Origin of the sequence: Nitratireductor sp. StC3 (genome assembly GCF_003015025.1) — a bacterium.
Classification (GTDB): Bacteria; Pseudomonadota; Alphaproteobacteria; order Rhizobiales; family Rhizobiaceae; genus Mangrovimarina; species Mangrovimarina alexandrii.
In genome coordinates this window covers 197,353-215,259 of the sequence record NZ_PYBP01000007.1, presented here as the reverse complement: position 1 = coordinate 215,259, position 17,907 = coordinate 197,353, and the positions used below count along the sequence as shown (strand labels likewise).

Annotated in this window: 18 protein-coding genes and 1 pseudogene; 11 read left to right on the top strand and 8 right to left on the bottom strand. The window is 66.0% G+C overall.

What is annotated here, in order from left to right:
• Positions 1–103 (top strand): annotated as a pseudogene (locus tag C7T96_RS16125) (IS5/IS1182 family transposase); the annotation flags it as partial.
• Between the two features lie 16 nt (positions 104–119).
• On the opposite strand, the gene C7T96_RS16120 reads toward C7T96_RS16125, so the two are convergent.
• The 6 genes from C7T96_RS16120 to C7T96_RS16095 all read right to left on the bottom strand — a co-directional run bounded on the left by C7T96_RS16120 (position 120) and on the right by C7T96_RS16095 (position 3,961).
• A complete protein-coding gene (locus C7T96_RS16120; RefSeq protein ID WP_146149196.1) occupies positions 120–686 on the bottom strand; it encodes a hypothetical protein in 567 nt (188 codons plus the stop codon).
• Positions 687–795: 109 nt separating this feature from the next.
• On the bottom strand, positions 796–1,275 hold the full coding sequence (locus C7T96_RS23910) for an HD domain-containing protein (protein ID WP_146149195.1): 480 nt from the start codon (positions 1,273–1,275) through the stop codon (positions 796–798).
• Positions 1,218–1,427, bottom strand: coding sequence for an HD domain-containing protein (locus tag C7T96_RS16110; protein WP_106572266.1), 210 nt, complete (start codon positions 1,425–1,427; stop codon positions 1,218–1,220). The genes C7T96_RS23910 and C7T96_RS16110 overlap by 58 nt, the downstream gene beginning before the upstream one ends.
• Before the next feature lie 164 nt (positions 1,428–1,591).
• A complete protein-coding gene (locus C7T96_RS16105; protein ID WP_106572265.1) occupies positions 1,592–2,077 on the bottom strand; it encodes a GAF domain-containing protein in 486 nt (161 codons plus the stop codon).
• Positions 2,078–2,081: 4 nt separating this feature from the next.
• Positions 2,082–3,197, bottom strand: coding sequence for a Xaa-Pro peptidase family protein (locus tag C7T96_RS16100; protein ID WP_106572264.1), 1,116 nt, complete (start codon positions 3,195–3,197; stop codon positions 2,082–2,084).
• Positions 3,194–3,961, bottom strand: coding sequence for a GntR family transcriptional regulator (locus tag C7T96_RS16095; RefSeq protein WP_146149194.1), 768 nt, complete (start codon positions 3,959–3,961; stop codon positions 3,194–3,196). The genes C7T96_RS16100 and C7T96_RS16095 overlap by 4 nt, the downstream gene beginning before the upstream one ends.
• A 172-nt stretch (positions 3,962–4,133) precedes the next feature.
• Between C7T96_RS16095 and C7T96_RS16090 the strand changes: the two genes are divergently transcribed.
• The 5 genes from C7T96_RS16090 to C7T96_RS16070 all read left to right on the top strand — a co-directional run bounded on the left by C7T96_RS16090 (position 4,134) and on the right by C7T96_RS16070 (position 11,527).
• On the top strand, positions 4,134–5,129 hold the full coding sequence (locus C7T96_RS16090) for a sugar ABC transporter substrate-binding protein (protein WP_158264397.1): 996 nt from the start codon (positions 4,134–4,136) through the stop codon (positions 5,127–5,129).
• A gap of 67 nt (positions 5,130–5,196) precedes the next feature.
• Positions 5,197–7,218 carry a hydantoinase/oxoprolinase family protein gene (locus C7T96_RS16085; RefSeq protein WP_106572261.1) on the top strand — a complete coding sequence of 674 codons (2,022 nt, stop codon included), beginning with the start codon at positions 5,197–5,199 and terminating at the stop codon, positions 7,216–7,218.
• Between the two features lie 19 nt (positions 7,219–7,237).
• Complete coding sequence (locus C7T96_RS16080; protein ID WP_106572260.1) at positions 7,238–8,959, top strand: hydantoinase B/oxoprolinase family protein; 1,722 nt, start codon at positions 7,238–7,240, stop codon at positions 8,957–8,959.
• 28 nt (positions 8,960–8,987) lie between these two features.
• Positions 8,988–10,559, top strand: a complete 1,572-nt coding sequence (locus C7T96_RS16075; protein ID WP_158264396.1) for a sugar ABC transporter ATP-binding protein — start codon at positions 8,988–8,990, stop codon at positions 10,557–10,559.
• Positions 10,556–11,527: an ABC transporter permease gene (locus tag C7T96_RS16070; RefSeq protein ID WP_106572258.1), complete on the top strand. Its 972-nt coding sequence runs from the start codon at positions 10,556–10,558 to the stop codon at positions 11,525–11,527. Before C7T96_RS16075 ends, C7T96_RS16070 begins: the two co-directional genes overlap by 4 nt.
• A gap of 77 nt (positions 11,528–11,604) precedes the next feature.
• Here C7T96_RS16070 and C7T96_RS16065 read toward each other — a convergent pair whose 3' ends face one another.
• Together C7T96_RS16065 and C7T96_RS16060 are read right to left on the bottom strand one after the other, a co-directional pair.
• On the bottom strand, positions 11,605–12,504 hold the full coding sequence (locus C7T96_RS16065) for an ROK family protein (RefSeq protein WP_106572257.1): 900 nt from the start codon (positions 12,502–12,504) through the stop codon (positions 11,605–11,607).
• An 11-nt stretch (positions 12,505–12,515) separates the two neighbouring features.
• Positions 12,516–13,376 (bottom strand): cupin domain-containing protein, encoded by an 861-nt coding sequence (locus C7T96_RS16060; RefSeq protein WP_106572256.1) that lies wholly within the window; start codon positions 13,374–13,376, stop codon positions 12,516–12,518.
• 82 nt (positions 13,377–13,458) lie between these two features.
• Between C7T96_RS16060 and C7T96_RS16055 the strand changes: the two genes are divergently transcribed.
• The 5 genes from C7T96_RS16055 to C7T96_RS16035 are packed head-to-tail and all read left to right on the top strand — an operon-like array spanning position 13,459 to position 17,897.
• Positions 13,459–14,082: a TetR/AcrR family transcriptional regulator gene (locus C7T96_RS16055; RefSeq protein WP_106572255.1), complete on the top strand. Its 624-nt coding sequence runs from the start codon at positions 13,459–13,461 to the stop codon at positions 14,080–14,082.
• Positions 14,072–15,187 carry an extracellular solute-binding protein gene (locus C7T96_RS16050; RefSeq protein WP_106572254.1) on the top strand — a complete coding sequence of 372 codons (1,116 nt, stop codon included), beginning with the start codon at positions 14,072–14,074 and terminating at the stop codon, positions 15,185–15,187. The genes C7T96_RS16055 and C7T96_RS16050 overlap by 11 nt, the downstream gene beginning before the upstream one ends.
• Positions 15,188–15,190: 3 nt before the next feature.
• The gene (locus C7T96_RS16045; protein WP_106572253.1) at positions 15,191–16,267 is read left to right on the top strand and encodes an ABC transporter ATP-binding protein; all 1,077 of its coding nucleotides are present in this window, start codon (positions 15,191–15,193) and stop codon (positions 16,265–16,267) included.
• Positions 16,264–17,121 carry an ABC transporter permease gene (locus tag C7T96_RS16040; protein ID WP_106572252.1) on the top strand — a complete coding sequence of 286 codons (858 nt, stop codon included), beginning with the start codon at positions 16,264–16,266 and terminating at the stop codon, positions 17,119–17,121. Before C7T96_RS16045 ends, C7T96_RS16040 begins: the two co-directional genes overlap by 4 nt.
• Complete coding sequence (locus C7T96_RS16035) at positions 17,118–17,897, top strand: ABC transporter permease (protein WP_106572251.1); 780 nt, start codon at positions 17,118–17,120, stop codon at positions 17,895–17,897. The genes C7T96_RS16040 and C7T96_RS16035 overlap by 4 nt, the downstream gene beginning before the upstream one ends.
• Positions 17,898–17,907: the final 10 nt, after the last annotated feature.

The following is a 17,907-nucleotide window of genomic DNA, read 5'->3' as shown; positions in this document are numbered from 1 at the left end:
CAAACTCAAGGACTGGCGGCGTATCGCAACACGCTATGACCGGTGTGCCCACACCTTCTTCTCCGCCATCTGCATCGCAGCCACCGTCATCTTCTGGCTTTGATCAATGAGTCCTGAGCCTAGCGCAGCGTCAGGAATTTCTTGCGCAACACGGCCAGGAACGCCTGATCGATCGTGCCCGCGCCAATCTCGGCAAACAAGGCCTTGCGGCGGCTGTCGGCGATCCAGTCGTTGCAATGCGCAGCGACCCCACCCGTATTTTCGCCGGCACCGAGACGGGCGATCCGCCGGGCCAGGCCGGCCTTGCCGTGCGCAAGCACCAGAGAGGGCTCGATCGCGTCCTCCGATGTGAAAAAGGCCCTGTGACATGCCGCCAAGCGCTCATGCATGGCGTTGGCCGTGGCCATAGTGGGTAGCGCAAAATAAACGCCCTCGCCCTTGCCGGCACGCATCAGGCGCGAGGCCAGCATCAACGCCGCTTCGGTCTTGCCGGCGCCCGTCATGTCCTCGATGATGAAGAGGTTGGGGCCCGGTTCGATCGCGACTTCGTCGATCGCAGCCTGCATGGGGCGCAGGCCGTCATGCGCTAACCCGAGCGACGGCCATGCGAGCGTGGCGACGGCCGGCGGCGCGAGGCCGTGTTCACACGGATGGCGCAATGCGCCATCGCGCGCGCCGCGTCCCAATAGGCCGACGCGCCGAAAGGCTGACGCGCGCTGGTTTCAGGCGCCGGAAAACCGGATGCGATCCAGTCGGCTGTCTTCACCAAACCGTTGAGAAGCAGAGACACCTTCGTCAGCCGCGCCTTGCCAATGGGTTCGAACACCTGCCCCGCCAGAACATCGACCAGGGTTTCGGCGGCAGCGTGCAGGCAAGCGTCGGCAAGGCCCGCTTCTCCGAGCGGAGCGTACGCGCCGACCCGCGCGGGCCGGAAACGCCCAGCCATTCGGCCGCGGGCGGCCGGCCATGATGTCCCGCAACAACAGCCACGATCTCGTCGCGGATCTCCCTCCACGCGGCTTTGAACGCACGTTCGCGCGATGCCGCCACGCCGCCCTCATGCATCAGCAACGCGGTGTAGCACCAATGGCCGCCATCTATGCCAACGTCGTCCAGCCGGCCGAGCGCGGCCGCCGGCCATAGATCCGGCCGTTTGGCCTGAAAGGGAGCCGAAAACTTGCCGAGATCGTGCAGCCCGGCAAGCAGCGTACTGAAATTTAGGGCCCCGGCACGCCAAGCGCATGCGAAAGCCTGGCAAGGAACGCCGGACGGCACGCCAGCAACTCATGCGCAACGGCGGTGACATCGAACAGATGATGCACCACGGGTTTCGACGAGGACGCGGCCTCGCCATCATAGGTCTTGCCCCAGAACACGAGCATGTCCGGCACGGCGGAGGCGGAAAGGCGCTGTTCGTTTTCATTCATGAGCGGCCGTCCATGTTCCAAGAGGCAGCGTCGCAACGGCCAATCCAATCGGATTGCTGCCACGACCTCAAACGGAAAATTGACGTTCAGCCCGCTGTTTCGCCGGCTCCGGGCCCCGCTTGACCATGCTCCTTCGCCGAAGATCGCCTTCAGGTCGGCGCGTCTCAGCGGGGCGTCCAGGCGGCGGCCAGAATAGCCAGTGCGGCCAGCGGCAAATGCGGTCGCAGCGCAGCCAGCCGTTGCGGCGAAAAATGCCCCGCCTGCCCCATCATGTTGACCAGGCCGACCGGTCTACCGGCCACGATCACCGGCACATTGGCGAGCGCGCCATACCCCTGTTCGGCGAAAAAGACGTCGAAACCGGGCAGCCAGCGTTCGATTTCCCGGCCGTTATTGGCGATAATCGGCTCGCCGCGGCCGAAAAGCTGACGGAACCAGGCCGTATCTTCGACGCGGTCGGCGTCGCCGAGCGGGTATTGCTCCGGATTGGAGGAAAAAAGCCGGGTCAGCACGCGCCCGCCGGGCGTCGGCGCGAGCACGGTCAGAAGGTCGTATCCGACCGCCCGCGCCACGCGCTCGGCCAAAAGCGCAAACAGCGCGTCCGGTCCGCGGGCGACGGCTTCGGGCAGGCCGGCGGCGGTGGCCGTCATCACCTCACCCGCCGATCAGGGTCAGGTCGCGGGAAAAGCCGGTCAGGGAGCGGCAGCCCTGTGGCATCACCAGCACGTCGTCCTCGATGCGCACGCCGATCTCACCCGGCCGGTAAAGGCCGGGTTCGATGGTGAACACCATCCCCGGCTCCATCGCCTGATGGTTGCCGATCATCACCTGCGGTGCCTCGTGCACGTCCTGGCCAAGGCCGTGACCGGTCTTGTGGACAACGAGATCGGCAAATCCCGCCTCGACCATCACGTCGGTTACGCCCTGGTCGAGCTCGTGCAGCGACAGGCCGGGCCTGGAAACGGCGCGGCCATGCGCGTTGGCGGCCGCCACCGCCGCGTAGATCTGGCGATGCTCGTTGCTGACGGTCTCGACGAATACGGTGCGGGTGATGTCGGCATTGTAGCCGCCCCAGGCGGCGCCGAAATCGATCAACAGCGCGTCGCTCCTGGCCAGCACGCGCTCCACGCTCGGCTCGCCATGCGGATCGGCGGCGGCGGCACCGGTCAGCACGATCGGATCGAAGGCGGCACCGTCGGCGCCGTGTTCGAGCATCGCCGCCATCAACACCCCACGCACGGCGCGCTCGCTCATGCCGGCCACGGTCGCGGCCAGCGTGTCGGCCAGGGCTGCCTCGCTGATGGCGATCGCGCGCTCGATCGCCGCGATCTCGGCCTCGTCCTTGTACAGGCGCATGCGCGAGATCGCCGCATGCGCGTCGATAACCGGGGTGTCGCGAAAGGCGTGGCGGATCGAGTTCGCCTCGAAGACGCGCATGCGCTGGCCCTCGACCCCGATGCGCGAGGCGTTGAGCCTGGCCGCGACCACGGCGAAGGCATCGACATACCCGTCCGAATCCTGCCAGTAGGCGGTTTCCACCTCCGGCGCCAACGCCGCCCAGCGCGCCTTTTCCAGTTCCGGAACCACGGCGTGCATCGTGCCGGAGCGGGTCACGAACAGCACCGTCGGCCTTTCCATCAGGTGAAAATTGGCGCCGGTCAGATAATAGAAATTCGCGCCCGGCACGATCGCGACCGCTTCGGCGTCGGTAGCCTCCATCGCCGAAAGCAGACGTTCCCGACGGGCCTGCCTGAGTTCTGGGTCGATCATTTCGGGCTCCTCAATCCGTTGCCGAGCGAAAAGTTCACGCCGACCTTGGGTTCCAGCGAGCGTTGCACCACACGCAGTTCCGACATCACGTGGGCGCTGGCCGCCTCCTCCGAGCCCATGGCGTCGCCGGCCTCGATCGCAGCGGCCATGGCCGCGTGCTCGGCAAGGCTGCGCTCGGCCTCCTCGGCATTGAAGATCGGGTAGTAGTGCAACAAATGCATGCGCCGGCCATAGTCGAGCGCTAGCCGATAGAAATTGCCGAGAAAGCCGTTGGCGCTGGCTTCGGAAATGGCGAGATGAAAGGCAAGGTCGGCCGCCGCGATCGCGTGGATGTCACCGCCCTCGACCGCCGTGGAATAGCGGGCCTGGCACTGCCTGACGACGGCGAGGGCGTTTGGCGTGCGCACTTCGGCCGCAAGCCGGTTGATGGCGCGCGACAACAACATCAGCGTGTCCATGTATTCGTGCGCATTGCTCATTGTGTGCGGCGTGACGATGGCGCTGCGTCCCGGCAGAAACGTGACCAGATCCTCGCGCGACAGCATCAACAGCGCCTCGCGCACCGGCGTGCGCGACAGACCAAAGCGAGCGGCGAGCGCGACCTCGTCGAAAGCCGTCCCCGGCGCCATGCGCAGCGACAGGATGTCCTCGCGCAGTTCCTCGTACACCGCCGTCGAACCGCGCCCGCGTTTGGCCGGCGGGTCCTCCTGGCCGTCGCTCGCACCAGACTTCATCCTGGCCTTCTTCGTCGTGCTCGGTGCCACGTCCTACTCCCTGCAACCGTTGGGTCCGCTGTTGTTCGCGCTCAATATCGAGTGAGCGCGACCCGGCAAAGCGAAAATTCCGGTTTCAAAATTCCAGTTGCATAAAGTTTGTATTATGACTACGCTTCGACGTCTAGAGGGTTCGTTTGCATTTGTGGGAGGAGACGCAATCATGAATTCACTGCAAAGACTGGCCGCGTCGGCTGCGGTCTTGACCTTCGCCCTTTCGGGTACCGCGGCCGCAAAGGACTGGAAGGTCGCGTTCTTCGCGTCGTCGGGCCAGAACGGCTTCAATCAGGCCGTCTATGAGGGTGTGGAGAAGAAGGCCAAGGAACTCGGCAATATCGAAACCGCCATCTATGACGGCCAGTTCGACGCCGCGCGCCAATACAGCCAGATCGAGGACGTGCTGGCCGGCGGACAGTTCGATGCCTTTATCGTCGTGCCGAACGATACTGTCGGCATCGCCGGAGCGGTCGAGCAGGTCGGCGCGGCAGGCAAGCCGCTGGCCACGACGCTGTTTCCGATCGGACCGGATCTGTCCAAGCTGGAGCCGCAGGTGCCGGGCGTCACCGCGACCGTGGCCAGCCCGCCCGCCGACGGGGCACGCGCCCAAGCCGAGGACGTGGTTGAATTCTGCGCCGAGCGCGATCCCTGCAAGGTCGTCATCATGATCGGCCAGCGCATCTATCCGTTCGACAATCTGCGCTACGAGGCCTATCGCGCGGTGCTGGACAAGCACGCCAACATCAAGGTGGTGGCCACCGGCGAAGGCAATTACGATCCCGACAAATCGCTGTCGGTGATGCAGGACATCCTGCAGGCCAACAACGATATCGACGTCGTGCTGTCCAATGCGGATCAACATTTGATCGGTGTCGAGATCGCTCTGGAAGCCGCGGGCAAGTCGGTTGCCGACCTCTATCTGTCCGGCGGCGGCGCCGCCTCGGTCGCCATCGAGGCGATCCGCGAGGGCCGCTGGGACGTGACCCTGGCCCATTTCCCGGTATCAATGGGCGAATACGCGCTCGACACTGTCGTCAAGGTGCTGGAGGGCAAGGACGCGCCCACGGTCATCAACATGGACGAGGTCGGACCGGTGCCGGCCCTGATCGACGCCGCCGTGCTCGAAAAGCATCCGGACTTCAAGGGCGAGTGGGCGCAATAGGCGCTTCCGGCCGGCTGCATTGCATGGCGGCCGGCCATAGCTGCAATCACCATCTGGGAGAGTTGACGTGACGGGCAGGTCCTATCGCGTGTCGGCCGATATTGGCGGCACATTCACCGATATCGTGTTTCAGGATGCCGACACCGGCGATTGCGAGGCGCACAAGGTGCTCTCGACGCCAGACAACCCTGCGCTCGCCGTGATCGAAGGCGTCGATCGCCACGTGCCCGCGGGCGCCGATGTCGCCTTCTTCGTGCACGGCACGACGGTCGGTCTCAACGCGGTCTTGACGCGACGCGGCGCGCGCGTGGCGCTGTTGACGACGCAGAATTATCGCGACGTCTACACGATCCAGGGCAACGACCGCGGCGAGATCTTCTCCATCCACTGGCGCAAGCCGCGCCCGCTGGTGGAGATCCCCGACACCTACACCGTCAACGAGCGTATCAATGCCAAGGGCGAGGTGGAAACCGCGCTCGACGAACGCGAGCTGGACCGGCTGATCGCCGCGGTGCGCGACAAGAACTACGAGGCGATCGCGGTCTGCCTGCTGTTTTCGTTCAAGAACCCCGCGCACGAACTGGCCGTCGAAGCCTATCTGCGCAAGCACCTGCCCGACATCGCAATCACGCTGTCGCATCGGGTCTCGCCGGAATGGCGAGAATTCGCGCGCACGTCAACGACGGTGATGGACGCCTATGCCGCGCCCGTGGTGCGGCGCTATCTCGACACGCTGGTGAGCCGGCTGTCGGCGCGGTTGCCCGAAGGGCGGCAACTGCACGTGATGAAGTCGAACGGCGGCGCCATGACGGCGGGCGCGGCGACCGAGATGCCGTTGCAGACGCTGCTGTCGGGCCCGGTCGGTGGGACGATCGGCGGACGCACGCTGGCCGAGACCACCGGCCGGCCGAACCTGATCTGTGTCGACATGGGCGGCACCTCCTTCGACGCCAGCCTGATCATCGACGGCCAGCCATCCGCCTCCAACGAGGCGGAACTCGAAGGCCTGCCGATCCAGATGTCGGTGGTCGACATCCACGTCATCGGCGCAGGCGGCGGCTCGATTGCCTGGCAGGAGGCCGGCGCGTTGCGCGTCGGGCCGCAATCGGCCGGCTCGGTGCCGGGACCGGCCTGCTACGGGCGCGGCGGCACGGAGCCGACCGTCAGCGACGCCAACCTCGTGCTCGGCCGGCTCGATTCGTCGAATTTCGCCGGCGGCTCAATGACGCTCGACCGCGACAAGGCCCGGATGGCGGTGAAAAAACTGGCCGACCGGTTCGACATGTCGACCGAGGCGATGGCGCAGGGCATGATCGACATCATCAACGCCAAGATGGCCGATGCGATCCGTACCATCACCATCCGACGCGGCATCGACCCGCGCGATTTCGCCCTGGTCGCCTATGGCGGTGCCGGCCCGGCCCAGGCGGCGGCGCTGGCCCAGCAACTCGACATCAAGGAGGTCATCATACCGGTGATGCCGGGGGCGTTTTCGGCCTGGGGCATGCTGCAGACCGACGTGCGGCACGACTTCAAGATGACCTATTACGGTTACTGGCACGAGATCGCTCCCGAAGACCTGGCCGAGAAATTCGACAGCCTGGAAGAAAACGGACGCGACTATCTGCGCAAGGAGGGCTTCACGGACGCCGAGATATCCTTCGAACGCTTTGCCGACTTTCGCTATCACGGCCAGGAATATGTGCTGACGATCCCGGTTCCGGCCGGCCCCGTAGACCTGAACGCCGTGCGCGGCAGCTTCGACGCGGCCTATGAACGCCAATACGGCCACTCCAGCCCCGACGCGGTGGTCGAAGTCGCCAATCTGCGCGTCGCCGCGCTCGGAACGCTGGAGCGGCCTGCCATTCCCGATCCGCTGGCGAGCCAGCGAACGGCCGCGCGCGGGCGCAAGGTCTATTTCGACGGCATCGAGCACGAAACGGCCATCGTCAACCGCTCCGAGATCGCAGCCGGCGAAACCGTCGAAGGACCAGCCATCATCGAGGAGGCGACCGCCACGACACTGCTGCCGCCCGACTGGCGGGCCGAGGTAATCGCCGGCGGCCAGCTTCTCCTGACACATCGCTAGGCCGCGGAGGAACCAGACCATGGCTCACGCCGACCCGATCACCACGGAAGTGGTCCGCAATTTCGTCATCTCCTGCGCCCAGGACATGAATGCCGCCCTGTGGCGTTCGGCGTTCTCGGCGATCATCTACGAAGGCCGCGACAGCGCCGTGGCGCTGCTCGACGAAGAGGGCAACATGCTCGGCCAGTCGACCGGTGTGCCGCTGTTCGTCGGCGCGATCGACGCCTGTGTGAAACTGGTGCTCGACCGTTACGGCGACGACATCCATCCCGGCGACATCTTCATCCTGAACGATTCCTACCTGCAGGGCACGCATCTGCACGACGTCACCGCCATCGGGCCGCTGTTTTACAAGGACGAGCTCGTCGGCTTCGGCGCCGCGCGCGCCCACTGGCAGGACATCGGCGCGATCGATCCCGGCTCGACCATGGGCTCGACCTCGATCTTCCACGAGGGCCTGCGGCTCGGCCCGACGCGCATCGTCAGCCGTTTCAAGCGGATTCCGGAGTGGTATGATCTTTTGACCCGCAACACGCGGCTCAAGGACATGACGATCGGCGACCTCAACGCCCAGATCACGGCGATCCGCACCGGCGAGCGTCGTCTCGGCCAGATCCTCGACCGGATCGGATCGGACACCTATCGCGCCGCCTGCGCCAACATCTTCGAGCAGGCGCGGCTGCTCGACCGCGAGGCGATCGCCAAACTGAAGGACGGGACCTACACCCGCGAGGGGTATCTCGACGATGATGGCGTCGGCGCCGAGCCGGTGAAAGTCGCGCTCAGCCTGACGATCGAAGGCGAACGCATGATCATCGATCTCGACGGCTCCTCAGGACCGGTCGAAGGCTCGATCAATTGCGGCGCGGTGCAGACCGGCTCCCTGCTGCGGCTGGCCTACAAGACCATGATCAACCCGGACCGCGCCATCACCGGCGGGTCGTTTTCGACCATGGAGGTGCGCATTCCCGAAAAGTGCATGTTCAACGCCAAGGAGCCTGCGGCCTGCGAGTGGTATTTCACCGGGCTCGGCCTGCTCGCCGACCTGATGATTTCCTGTCTGGGCGAGGCGATGCCGCACAAGGCGACCGCCGCCCACTACGGCGATTCCATGGTGGCGGCCTTTTTCGACATGGATCCCGAGCGCGGCCAGTGGATTTCCGTCGAGCCAACAGCCGGCGGCTGGGGCGGCACGGTCGGACAGGACGGCGAAAGCGCGCTGATCAACCTCGTCAACGGCGGTTTCCGCAACCTGCCGGCAGAGGTCTATGAGACCAAATTCCCGGTACGGGTCGAAGAGTTCGCTCTGCGCCGCGATTCCGGCGGGGCGGGACGCTGGCGCGGCGGCTGCGGCGTGGTGCGCAGCTATCGGCTGCTCGACGACTGTTTCGGCGCGCTGTGGTTCGAACGGTCCAAGACGCCGGCCTGGGGTATTAAGGGCGGCAGCGACGGCGCCGGGCCGGACAACGATATCGTGCTGCCGGACGGCTCCGTCGAAAAACCGCTCAAGATGCGCGCCAAGCGTTTTCCAAAAGGCACGTTGGTCGTCACCCGCACCGGCGGCGGCGGCGGCTATGGCGACCCCAGGGCGCGGCCCGAAGACGAGGTGCTCGCCGACGTTCTCGCCGGCACGGTCTCGCGCGAGGCTGCGCGTTCGCTCTATGGTGTGGCGGTGACCGAGGACGGAGCCATCGATGCCGCCAAAACCGCACCGCGCCGGCAGGAAGCGGCGTCGGACTGATCGATCTGGCGAAAGGACGTTGCGGCCAATGGACGAAACGGCGCCCCACAGCCATGAAGCACACGGGAGCGGCGATCGGACTGCCCCGTGCATCAGCTTACGGGGCGTTTCAAAATCGTTCTCCGGCGTCAGCGTTCTGCGCGGCATCGATATCGACTTTAACGCCGGGGAAATTCACGGCCTGATCGGCGAGAACGGCGCCGGCAAGTCCACGGTCGGCAAGATCGTGGGCGGCTACTACACCCGCTCGGGCGGGGCGCTCACCGTCTTCGGCGAGACGGTCGGGCATTGGGACCCGCCGCAGGCGCTGGCGCGCGGTGTCGCCATGATGCACCAGGAACTGCAACTAGTGCCCGACCTCACCGTCGCCCAGAACGTGTTTTTGGGCATCGAGACCAGCCACGCCGGCTTTCTGGCCGGCGACGAGGCAGCGCGGCTGGCCGAGATTGCCGCCTTCGCCGGCTTCGATCTCGACCCGTCGGTGCGGGCCGGCACGCTCAGCATCGCCGACCAGCAGAAGGTCGAGATCATGCGCGCGCTGGCGCGCGAGGCGCGCGTGATCGTGATGGACGAGCCGACCTCCTCGCTGACCCATGACGAGGCCGAGCGCCTGCACGGCGTCATGACGCGACTGCGCGACCGCGGCCACACCATCATCTACGTCTCGCATTTCCTCGATCACGTGCTTGCCGTCTGCGACACCGTCACGGTGATGCGCGACGGCGCAATTATCCGCACCGGCCCGGCGAAGGACGAAACCAAGGCATCGCTGATTACGGCGATGATCGGCCGGTCAGCCCAGGACGTCGCCTATCCCGAATTGCCGCCCGAACCGCGGCGCACCGGCACGCCGCTGCTTTCGGTGCACGGCCTGTCGACCGAAACCGGCGTGCGGTCCGCCGATCTCGCGCTTTATCCGGGCGAAATTGTCGGGCTGGTCGGGCTGGTCGGCAGCGGACGCACCGAAATCGTGCGTGGGATCTTCGGCGCCGACCCGGCCCTTTCGGGCACGGTCGAAATCGACGGCGAGCCGTTTGATGAGCGTTCGCCGCACGCCGCGATCGCACGCGGTCTTGCGATGGTGCCGGAAGACCGGCGCAAACAGGGCCTCGTGCTCACCCAACCGGTGCGGGCCAACATGACGCTGCCGCACCTTGGCGCCTTCGCCAGGCTCGGCCTGATCGGCGAACGCGACGAACGCGACGCGGTCGCCCGGCTCGTCGAGTATTTCGGGGTGCATCCGAACCAGGTCGACGGCCAGGTGGTCAACTATTCCGGCGGCAATCAGCAGAAGGTGGTGATGGGCAAATGGATCCTTGGCGATCCGCAAATCATCATTCTCGACGAGCCCAGCCGCGGCGTCGACATCGGCGCGCGACGGCGCATTCACGAATTCATCGGCGAGACGGCGCGCCGCGGCGCCGGCATTCTTCTGATTTCCTCGGAGATCGAGGAAGTGATGGGCCTGGCCCACCGCGCCTACACCGTGTCTGGCGGACGCGTGACGGGCCAGTTCGTGCCGCGCGAAACCACCCTCGACAAGGTCATATGGCGCCTGTTCCACGAACAGGAGCAGCAGGAGGCAAAGAAAAGCGCATGAGTGCCACCAATACGACCCCCGAAGCATCCGCCGCCGCCCTGCTGCCGGTGCTGCGGTTCCTGCAAACCTATGCCGTGGCGGTGATGATCGCGGCCCTGATCGTTCTTCTGACGATCCTCAGCGATTCGTTCCTGACGCTGCAGAACCTGATCAACATCTTGAACCAGAACGCGCCGCTGGCGATCATGGCCTCGGCGATGACGCTGGTCATCATCTGCGGCGGGTTCGACCTTTCAGTGGGGGCGATCTTCGCCGTCGGCGGCGTGGTCGCGGCCGCGCTGGCGCTGCAGGTGCATCCGGTTGCCGGGCTCATCGCCGCGCCGCTGGTCGGCATGGCGCTCGGCTTCGTCAACGGCCTGACCATCACAGCGCTGAAGATCCATTCCTTCCTGGCCACGCTCGCCACCGGCCTGGTCTATCGCGGCATCGCGATCCTGATCACCGGCGGCACGCTCATCCCCGTGCGCCTTGACGCCTTCACCTGGCTCGGGCGCGAGCGGATCGGCCCGGTCTATGTCGCGGTGCTCGTCCTGATCGCATTCGCCGTCATATTGACGGTGGTGCTCAACAGGACCACGCTCGGCCGCAAGATGTTCGCGGTCGGCGGCAACGAGGAAGCCTCGATCCTGTCGGGCATCCGCACCCGGCGCATCAAGATCATCGCGTTTTCCATCAACGGCTTCGCAGCCGGCCTCGCGGCCGCGATCGCGGTTTCGCGGATTTCGCTCGGCCAGGCCACGGCCGGCACGGGCATGGAACTGGAGGCGATCGCCGCCGTCATCATCGGCGGCACCAGCATCTATGGCGGCCAGGGCGCGGTGTGGCGCTCGGTCGCCGGCGTGTTCATGCTCGCGCTCGTCAATAACGGCTTCAACATCCTCAACGCCGACCCGTTCTACAAGGATCTGACGACCGGGCTGATCATCGTCGCCGCGGTCGCGATCAGCGCCAGCGGCCGACGCAAATAACAAGGGAAGGCATGCCGGGTCCGGGCGACACGGCCGACATCTTTGCCCCGGCACGGGCTTGCGCCGGCGTTGACTGTTCAGCCGCTTCGGAACGCTGTTGCTTCCTGCGGTGCGGCCAGCAGCGCCGCGCCGACGAGGCCCGATTCGGGGCCGAGCCCGGCCACCCGCAGCTCAGGGCACAGCGGCGCCGGGCGCCACAGGCTTGCGTCGAGCGCGCGCCTGCATGCGGCGAGATAGGTCGGGCTCGCCGACGGCATCCCGCCGCCCAGAACGACCACTTCGGGATCGAGCACATTGGCCAGGAAGCCCAGTGCGCGGCCCAGCAGCGCGCCGGCGCCGGCGACAACACCGTGCGCGCCCGGCTCGTTCGCTTCCGCCTCGGCGATCAGCGCGGCCACGGATGGCACGGCCAGGCCGGCCGCACGCGCGCGCGCCAACATGCCCGCGCCGCCGGCAATGTCTTCGACGCTGAGCGGCTCGCGGCGCGCGTCCTCCTCGACCAGGTGGCTCATGCCAAGCCCCATCGCCCGGCCGCGACACCCCAAATAAGGCACGGCGCCGCGCATCACGACGCTGGCAATGCCGGTCCCGGCATTGGCGTAAAGCCAGTCGCCCAGTCCGCGTCCGACGCCGAAACACGCCTCGGCCACGGCCGCGGCGCGGACATCGGAATCGATCGTCAAGGCCGGCGCGAACGAAAAGGCCGCGCGCAACTCCGCCGTCGTCCACGGAACGCGATGGGCGCTGACGATCTCGCCGGCCGTATCGACGGCCTCGCAGATGCCGACCCCCAGCGGAACCGCGGCATCAGCCGACAGCGCCCGCGCCTCGTCGGCCACACGGCGGAGAAAATCGCTCCCGGCGCGCGCGCGCGCCGGGGTTTCCAACCGCACGGTACGGTCGACCCGTCCGCTGACGGTGTCGACCAGACCGATGACGGTCTTGCTGCCGCCGACGTCGATACCGATTGCGTTCATGCGCCGTCAGCTCACACGCCCTTGTCGCCCAGTCCGGGGCCGACACCGAAGACGAAGCTTGCCGGTTCGCCGCGCAGATTGGCGTATTGGTGGCGCGTGCCGTCGGGAAAGAAGAAGCCGTCGCCCGGATTGAGCTCGAACCAGACCTGGCCTTCCCTGTCCGGGCACAGGACATGCAGGCAGCCCGAAAGCACATAAAGACATTCGTCGCCCTTGCGGGTGATCATCGAGGATTTGCGCCCGGGCAGCACGGTCGTCTTGCCGCTTTCCAGATGTTCCGTGGCCGCGTAAAGGCCGGTGATGACACCCTGATCCTCGGGGTCGAGTTCCCAAAGCAGGTCCGCGTCGCGCAAGGTCTTGATGGTCGCGGTCTGCTTTTCCTCGTCGGCGGCCATCGGCCAGCGGCCGATGAAACGCTCCTGGCGATAGGTCGACTGTTCGAGATAGGGACGGGTGCGGGCATAGACGCCCGACGTGCCGGTGGACGGCGGCGGCGAGAAATATTCGAGCACGCGCACCGGCTTGTCGGACAGGCTGAAACCGTGATGCCAGGTGTCCTTGCGGAAGAAGATCGCCTCGCCTTCCTGGACGATGCGAACCTCGCCGGTTTCCGGATTGGCCGCGCCGAACGTGCCCGACAGCACGTAAAGCACCTCGTCGGCGCCGAACACGGTGCGGTAATCTTCCGAATGTTTGAAACCCGTGCCGCCGGCCAGGCTGAAGACGAGCTGGTGGATCTTGTCGGTGGAGGCGTAGATCAGGTCGTCGACCAGTCCGGCTCCGGCATCGCCCCACACATGACGCGTAACCTCGGCATAGGGGATGTGGGTCGGCCTGTCGAAAACAGGCCGCGGCGACGATTTGTAGCCCATTGGAAACTCTCCGCTGAAGGGTGTTTCAAGGCGCGAGCGGATCGCCCCTTGTTTTTGTACCGTCCGGACAGTACAAAGAACTATGAGCAAGCGCAAGACCTCTCACCCGACGGTCCAAAAATTGCTGGACACCGCCGAGACCATCGTCGCCAGGGACGGTCTCGTCGGCCTCACCTACGACCGGGTTTCGAAGGATGCCGGCGTCGCCAAGGGCACGGTGCTTTATCACTTCGCCTCGAAGGAAGATCTCATCACCGCGATGATCGAACGGCTGGTGTCGCGCTTCGACGCCGCGCTGTCGCACGCGATGGGCTCCGATCCCGACGCGAGCGGACGGGCCGTGCGCGCCTATATCGCAGCCACCCACGAAGGCGACGCCTTCACCGGGGAATATTTCGACCGGGTGAACGGCGCCATCACCGCCGCGCTCGCCAACACGCCCGAACGGCTTGCCGCCGTCCAGGCCCAGGGCCGCCGCCACCAGGACGCCATCATCGCCGACTCGCCCGATCCCGTGCTCGCCACGATCGTGCGCATGGCGATCGACGGCCTGTGGTTCTCGGAAAGCCTCGGCCTGATGAACTACGACCCCATGCTCAAGGCGGCGGTTCTCGCCCGCCTGAAGTCATGGACCTACGGCAAGGAGACGCCTGCCGCCCGCAACACACCCCAGGAACAACAACAGGGAGAAAAGAATGCAACGTAATCACGCCAAACCGCGCCACGGCCTCGACCGCCGCAGCTTCATCGCCGCCGGCACCGCGACCGCGGCAATGCTGACGCTTCCGCGTTCGGCCATGGCCGCCACGCAATTGTCGTGGATCGGATGGCAAGGCTACGATGCCCCCCTCAAGGCCGATGACTTTCTGAAAAACAACGACATCGACCTGTCGACCACCTATATCAGCTCGAACGAGGAGATCATTACCAAGCTGCAGGCCGGCGGAGCCGGTCAACTCGACCTGATCTCGATCTATTTCGGGCACATCCCGATCCTGGCCAATGCCGGGCTGGTCGAACCCATCGACGAAGCACGCGTGCCGGGCATCGAGAAAATCTTCCCCGAATTCCTCGACGTCGACACGATCCGCAAGGACGGCAAGCTCTACGCCGTGCCCTTCACCTGGGGCACCTTGTCGATGGTCTACGATCCCGCCGCGATCGCCAAACCGGCCTCGTGGAAGGACTGCCTGAAGGACGAATACAAGGGCAAGGTCTCGCTTACCGACGACATTACCGGCCTGATCTCGACCTGGGCGCCGATCGTCACCGGCACCAAGACGCCGACCCGCCTGACGCCGGATGAGCTGAAGCAGACGATCGACTTTCTGATCAAGATCAAGCGCGAGCACGCCCGCACCCTGTCGCCCAACTACGGCGAGGCGACCGACCTTTACGCTCGCGGCGAGGTCGTCATTTCGGCGATCGGCTGGGACGCGCAGGTGGCCTTCGCCGCCGAAAAGGACAAGCAACTGGCTTTCGTACGCCCGCAGGAAGGCGTGATGGTCTTCATGGACACGCTGGCCATTCCGAGCGGTGCGCCCAACCGCGACGCCGCCTACAAGGCACTGTCGCAGGCGGTCTCGGCGAGCGGACAGACGGTGATGGCGTCCGATCTCACCCAGGCCGTCGTCAGCAGCGACGCCGTCCCGCTGGTCGATCAGGTCAACCGCGAAGTCTATCAGTACGGCGACTTCGAAAGCCTGTTCCAAAGCGCCCGCTTCAACCCGTTCTGGCCGCTGCAGGACGACGGCGAGCACGCCAGCTACGACCAGATCCAAGAAGAGTACCAGCGCTTCCTGCGAGCCTGATCGATGCACGCAACGGCACCCCAAGACCCGATCCTGCTTCTGGCGGGATTGGGCCGACGCTACGGCCAGAGCGACGTGGTCAAGGATATCGAGCTTGCGATCCCTCGCGGATCGTTCACCTCGATCCTCGGCCCGTCCGGCTGTGGAAAGTCGACATTGTTGCGGATGATCGGCGGCCTGACGCTGCCGACTTCCGGCCGGATCGAGATCGACGGCGAGGACGTCACCTACCTGCCGCCGCAGAAGCGCCCCACCAACACCGTGTTCCAGAGCCACGGCCTGTTTGCACATATGAGCGTGCGCGAAAACGTCGCCTTCGGCCTGTCGCTCGCCCGACGCCCGCGCGAGGAGATCGCCGAGCGGGTGGCCGACGCGCTGAAGCTGGTCAGGCTCAGCGGCTTCGAAGACCGCCCCGTCGATCGGCTGTCCGGCGGCCAGCAGCAGCGCGTGGCGCTGGCGCGCGCGCTGGTGATGCGCCCCAAGATCCTGCTGCTCGACGAACCGCTCTCCGCCCTCGACCTCAAACTGCGCCAGGCGATGCAGGAGGAGTTGCGCGCCATCCATCAGGACGCCGGCGGCACCTTCATCTTCGTCACCCACGATCAGGCCGAGGCCTTCGCGCTCGGTGACCGCCTCATCGTCATGAACAAGGGCCGGATCGAACAGGCAGGACCGCCCGGCGAGGTCTATGCGCGTCCGCGCAGCCGGTTTGCGGCCGAATTCGTCGGCGACGCCAATTTTCTGGCCGGCGAGCGCAAAAACGGGCGGGTCGCGCTCGCTATCGGCGTAGAATTCGACCTGGCCGGCCCGGACGGTCCGCTGCACCTCATGCTGCGCCCCGAGGCGGCGCGCCTGCACACCACCGACAAGGGCGGGCCCGAAGACGGCCGGCTCCGTGTCGCGGGCAACATTGTGGAGATCGTGGATCTCGGCCCATTCGCCCAATGCGTCCTCGAACTGGAAGGCGGGCACAGGATCGAGATTGCCGGCATCTCCAGAACCATGGTCGACGAGATCGCCGTCGGCGGCAGGGTCACGGCAAGCTGGCCCGAGGCCGCCATGGTCGACGTGGCGCCATGACCGGCGCACGCATGCCCTCGCGTCGCCTGCGCGCCGTTCTGCTTGCCGCCCCCGCCTTCGCGATCCTGGCGGTGCTGTTCGCAGTGCCGATGCTGCTGCTTTTCGTCGTGAGTTTCTGGCGCGTGCGCAATTTCGCGCTGACACCCGACATGTCCCTGGCCGCCTACGCCCGCGTCTTCGACACGTATGGCGACGTGCTCGTCTCGACGATGATAAACGGGGGCCTGACCGCGCTGATCTGCGTCGGGCTCGGCTTCCTGTTCGCCTATGCCGCACGCTTTCGCGCCGGCCGCTGGGGCGATGCCCTCATCCTCGTGGCGATCGTCACGCTTTTCGGCGGCTATCTGGTCAAGATCTACGCCTGGAAGGCGATCCTGAGCACGGACGGCTTCCTGAATGCCATCCTGATCGCGTCCGGGCTGAGCGCCCAGCCGCTCGACACGCTGCTCTACAATCGCGGCGCCGTGATCGTGGCGCTGGTGCACTTCCTGCTGCCCTTCGCCATCCTGCCGATCTACGGCCAGTTGCGCAACGTGAGCGACATCCAGATCGAAGCCGCGCACGACCTGGGGGCAAGCGGGCGCCAAACGTTGATGCGCGTCATCGTTCCGCAATGCAGAACCGGGCTGTTCGCCGCCTTCGCGATCTCGTTTCTCTACGCCGCCGGCGACTACATCACGCCACGCTTTCTGGGCGGCGGGTCGGGCTCGATGATCGGCCAGTTCATCGCCCAGGAATTCTCGACCCGTTTCAACTGGCCCGCCGGCGCGGCGATGTCGTTCGTGCTGATGGCGGCGAGCCTGTTGGTGCTTGGGCTGGTGGGCGCCCTATTCGTCAGGAGAAGACCGTCTTGAGACCGCTTGGCGCTGTCCTCTGGTTCGCCGTGATCGCGACGCTGGTGCTGTTCATGCTCGGCCCGCTGGCAATCGTCGTGGTGTTTTCGTTCAATTCCGGGGCGCTGGTCAGCCTGCCGCTGACCGGTTTCAGCCTCGACTGGTACCGGACGCTGTTTTCGTCGGCCGAGTTCTGGGCCGCGTTCCAGAACAGTCTCGCCGTGGCGGTGCCGACCGCGTTGCTGGCGACGGTAACCGGCACGATGACGGCCCTTGCTCTCACCCGCAAGAGCGCAGCGGCGAGCGTCCCGCTGCTGACGGCGCTTTCGGTGCCGATCATGATCCCGCCGCTCGTCGTGGCGATCGGACTTGTCGTGCTTTACGTGCGCTGGCTGTCGGTGCCGCTCGGGCTCGGCGCCGTGATCGGCGGGCACCTGCTTTTGACCCAGCCGCTGGTCGCACTGGTCGTCAGCGCCCGCATGGCGAGCTTCGACCGGGTCGCGCTGGAGGCGGCGCGCGACCTCGGCGCGAGCCCGTGGCAGGCCTTCCGGCACGTCACGCTGCCACAGATCAGGGCAGCGCTGGTCGGCGCGGCGCTGCTGGCCTTCGCCATCTCGCTCGACGAATTCATCATCACGATCTTCACGATCGGGTCCGGCAACACGCTGTCGACCTTCGTCTGGGGCAAGATGCGCACCTCGCTCGACCCCTCCATCAACGCGATCGCCACCCTGCTTCTCGTCATCACGATCGGCTCGACCGCGATCGCGTTGCGGATGACGCGCTATCGCGGCTGAGCGGAACGCG